The sequence below is a fragment of the Microcystis sp. LE18-22.4A genome, from assembly GCF_027531105.1.
Classification (GTDB): domain Bacteria; phylum Cyanobacteriota; class Cyanobacteriia; order Cyanobacteriales; family Microcystaceae; genus Microcystis; species Microcystis aeruginosa.
In genome coordinates this window covers 1-3,286 of record NZ_JAPZRB010000439.1, presented here as the reverse complement: position 1 = coordinate 3,286, position 3,286 = coordinate 1, and the positions used below count along the sequence as shown (strand labels likewise).

The window sequence follows — 3,286 nt, the reverse complement described above, 5'->3', positions numbered from 1 at the left end:
TAATACTAGACCAAACCAAAAGAAGTCAAGCGGTATCCTTAACAAGGGAACAGTCAAACTAGGAGCCGTGTGAGGCGAAAGTCTCACGCACGGTTCTGAATGGGAGGGGAGGTCGGTGACGACCTTCTCGACCCCTAATGGGGGGGAATGTGTATTGTTTTGCTATCTCCTTTTGGGGTTGGGTTGGGTTGTTGCTTGACCTGGCTGCGAGAGGGGCGAGATCATTTTAATCCGACATTCCGCACATCTTCATATACCTATGTATATTTTTACATTCCCCAAGATGTTTTGAGGAAAAACCTTGATTGTAGAAACTACTATTGAGAGCATTTTCAACAATTGATTTTTTCTGAGAAAAAAAATTACAATTCTTCACCTTGATAAAAATCAATCATTGTAGCTATAGTCCTTACTGGCAATGAGTTTCAAGCAATATATTAGTAAAAATTATCAATTGAATGTTAAGAAGTGCGGAAAGTGGGTTTTTAATTCATCTAATTTAGCGGAGTAGCATTAACATGATTTTGTCTTGGGCGAGAAAGTTATTAAATATTGCACTTGCTGGAGGAGCTACTGTAGCGACTTTAGGAGGGATGGCAAAAGCTAGTGCTGCCGACTTTTCAACTGTTCTGGAATGGTCATGGACATCGAGTACGACCCTGCCAGATTACCTAAACGTCATGAATACCCCCTCGGCAATCGACCTCACTGGAGACGGTATTCCCGAGGTAGTCTTCGGCGCGACTAACTCTATAGGCGGTGGGGGTGTTGAGAGCGGCGTACTCCGTGCGCTGAGGGGCAACAATGGCAGCGAATTATTCACCGTAACTGACCCAACGCTCCGCATCAACACCGCTTCCTCCATCGCCACCGGAGACATTGATGGGGACGGATTTCCCGAAATCATCGCTAACGATGCCTCGGGGACGCAGCTGCTCGCCTTCGAGTCTAACGGCAGCTTCAAGTGGCGGAGTCCAGTGCTACAGGCGGTGAACTGGGGGGCACCGGCAATCGCCGACCTTGATGAAAACGGAGTGCCAGAAATCATCATTGGTCGGCAGGTGTTAGACAACAATGGAAGCATCCTTTGGACAGGCACAGGAGGAAGCGGCTCACAAGGCATAGGACCTCTGTCGTTGGTCTCCGATGTCGATCTTGATGGAAGCCCCGATATCGTAGCTGGCAACACTATCTACAGTGCCACCGGCGCGATCAAACACCAGAACGCGGCGCTTCCCGACGGACTTAACGCCGTTGCTAACTTTGATGCCGATCCCGAAGCCGAAATCGTCCTAGTCAACGGCGGTCTGGTTTGGCTGCTGGAGCCTGACCTGTCAGTAATATGGGGTGGAGTTTCTCTTCCCGGAGGCGGAGTCGGAGGACCGCCAACCATTGCCGACTTCGACAACGATGGCGCTCCAGAGATTGGGGTTGCCGGTGCCACGCGCTATGCGGTATTTGAAACGGATGGCACACTCAAATGGCAAACAGTCACTCAGGATAGCAGTTCCAATCGCACTGGCTCCTCAGTGTTCGACTTCGAGGGTGACGGGGCGGCCGAAGTGATTTACGGCGATGAACTCAAACTCCGAGTTTATCGCGGTTCTGACGGCTTTACCTTGTTTGAGACACCCAAGAGTTCTTGTACTTGGTACGAGTACCCATTCGTTGCCGATGTCGATGGTGACAACTCGGCGGAGATTGTCGCCGTCGCTAACAATAACTGTGGCTTCGGTCCACAGCGGGGTATCTTCGTTTACGGCTCTGCTAACGACGACTGGATCGAAACTCGTCGCATTTGGAACCAGCATACCTATCACATCACCAATGTGCTGCCTGACGGAACCATACCAACTGAAGAAACTCCTACTAATTGGCTCGCTACCAATCCCCATCTCAATAACTTCCGCCTTAATCAGTATGGTCCAGGTGAAGGACCTATATCAGTCCCCGAACCCGCCTCCATCCTAAGCATACTAGGCCTCGGCACACTCGGCGCAGCCTCAACCCTCAAGCGCAAATTGAAATCCTCTAAATCCTCAGAAAAAGAAACCACAAAAGTCTCCTAAAACCATCAATAAAATCCGATAATTCCCCTTCATTAATTGGAGGGGTTTTTATCAGTTGTCATACTAAATCCGTTGAGTAACGCACAGAAAACGGGTTTCTCCGAGAAACCCGTTTTCTACTCATGTGTTCTGCGAGCGAGATTTGCCCATAATTCAGCAGATATACTACCATTAATGCTTGGGAATAGTTTTTCCTAGCTTAGGGGGATTGAAAGTTTAATTTTCCCTCTGTTATTCAAATAGAATTATGAAACCCTCTTGCTGAAAATGATTGTCGTGAGTTAACACTTGACTGATTTTTAAGCGCTGCATGACCGTCATTGAAATACAATCTGTCAGGCTATATTCTTTGTCTGGACGGCGGCGGTATAACTCGAATCCTTGCAGGAATGATTCTCGGTTTTGCGGAATGACTTGAAGGCGGGGATTCTGGAGCAGATCATCGATAAATTCGACAGTACGCCGCTTCCGATTTGCTCCCCGGACTGACATAAAATTCAGTAGCTCTACCAAAACTTCATCCGTCGTCACAAGTTTAACATTTTTGAGACTGGACGTAACTTCTCTGGCTCGTTGATGCCAATTATCTTGGGGATTGATTAAAGCAACCCAGTAGAAAGTGTCGGCAAAAATTTGTTTCATTGCCTTTTCTTGGGACTCCCATAAAGATAATGGTCATGCTCTTCTGCACCGTCAGATGGAAGCGGCTCAAGTTCTTCTTCAGGGAAGTTCAGATTCAACCTATCAACTATCTTTAAAATTGATTCTCCAGTCTCCTCTTGAGATATATCAGAAGCCATCAGATGAGTTTCCAGGGCATCTTTCAGTCGATTTAAAACGCCTTCTAGAGAGCTATCCTGGTAATCAATTGCTGCTAATTCAGGAGATTTGAGTGAATATCCGTCGGGATTCTTGGAGATGACAATGCTGATTTGATTGACCATAATCCTTCCTATCTCAGGCTAATCAAGAATTGGGACTTCTTTAGTCTAGCAAAATAAGCAGGACATTTAAGGTTCTTCAGGATTTGGAAATGATTGTTCATCGGGAATTTTAATTGTCTGTTTTTGAGATTGGGACTGAAAGTTTAATTTTCCCTGAATCTTTCTAACAGTTCTGAGCGAGATAAATTGGCCAGAGAAAGAAGTAACCCGGTGCGTTCCGAGATGGGAAGTTGGGCAATCTGTCCCACCAGACCAGATAATTCTGCATCTAGG

Annotated in this window: 2 protein-coding genes and 2 pseudogenes; 2 read left to right on the top strand and 2 right to left on the bottom strand. The window is 46.7% G+C overall.

Annotated features, from left to right (window positions below):
- Window positions 1–518: 518 nt before the first annotated feature.
- Window positions 519–1,037, top strand: a pseudogene (locus tag O9295_RS27945) (FG-GAP repeat domain-containing protein); the annotation flags it as partial.
- A gap of 903 nt (window positions 1,038–1,940) precedes the next feature.
- A pseudogene (locus O9295_RS19350) lies at window positions 1,941–2,069 on the top strand (PEP-CTERM sorting domain-containing protein); the annotation flags it as partial.
- Between the two features lie 231 nt (window positions 2,070–2,300).
- On the opposite strand, the gene O9295_RS19345 reads toward O9295_RS19350, so the two are convergent.
- Both O9295_RS19345 and O9295_RS19340 read right to left on the bottom strand, forming a co-directional pair.
- A complete protein-coding gene (locus O9295_RS19345) occupies window positions 2,301–2,711 on the bottom strand; it encodes a type II toxin-antitoxin system VapC family toxin (RefSeq protein WP_012268333.1) in 411 nt (136 codons plus the stop codon).
- On the bottom strand, window positions 2,708–3,013 hold the full coding sequence (locus O9295_RS19340) for a hypothetical protein (RefSeq protein WP_002752790.1): 306 nt from the start codon (window positions 3,011–3,013) through the stop codon (window positions 2,708–2,710). Before O9295_RS19340 ends, O9295_RS19345 begins: the two co-directional genes overlap by 4 nt.
- Between the last annotated feature and the right edge of the window lie 273 nt (window positions 3,014–3,286).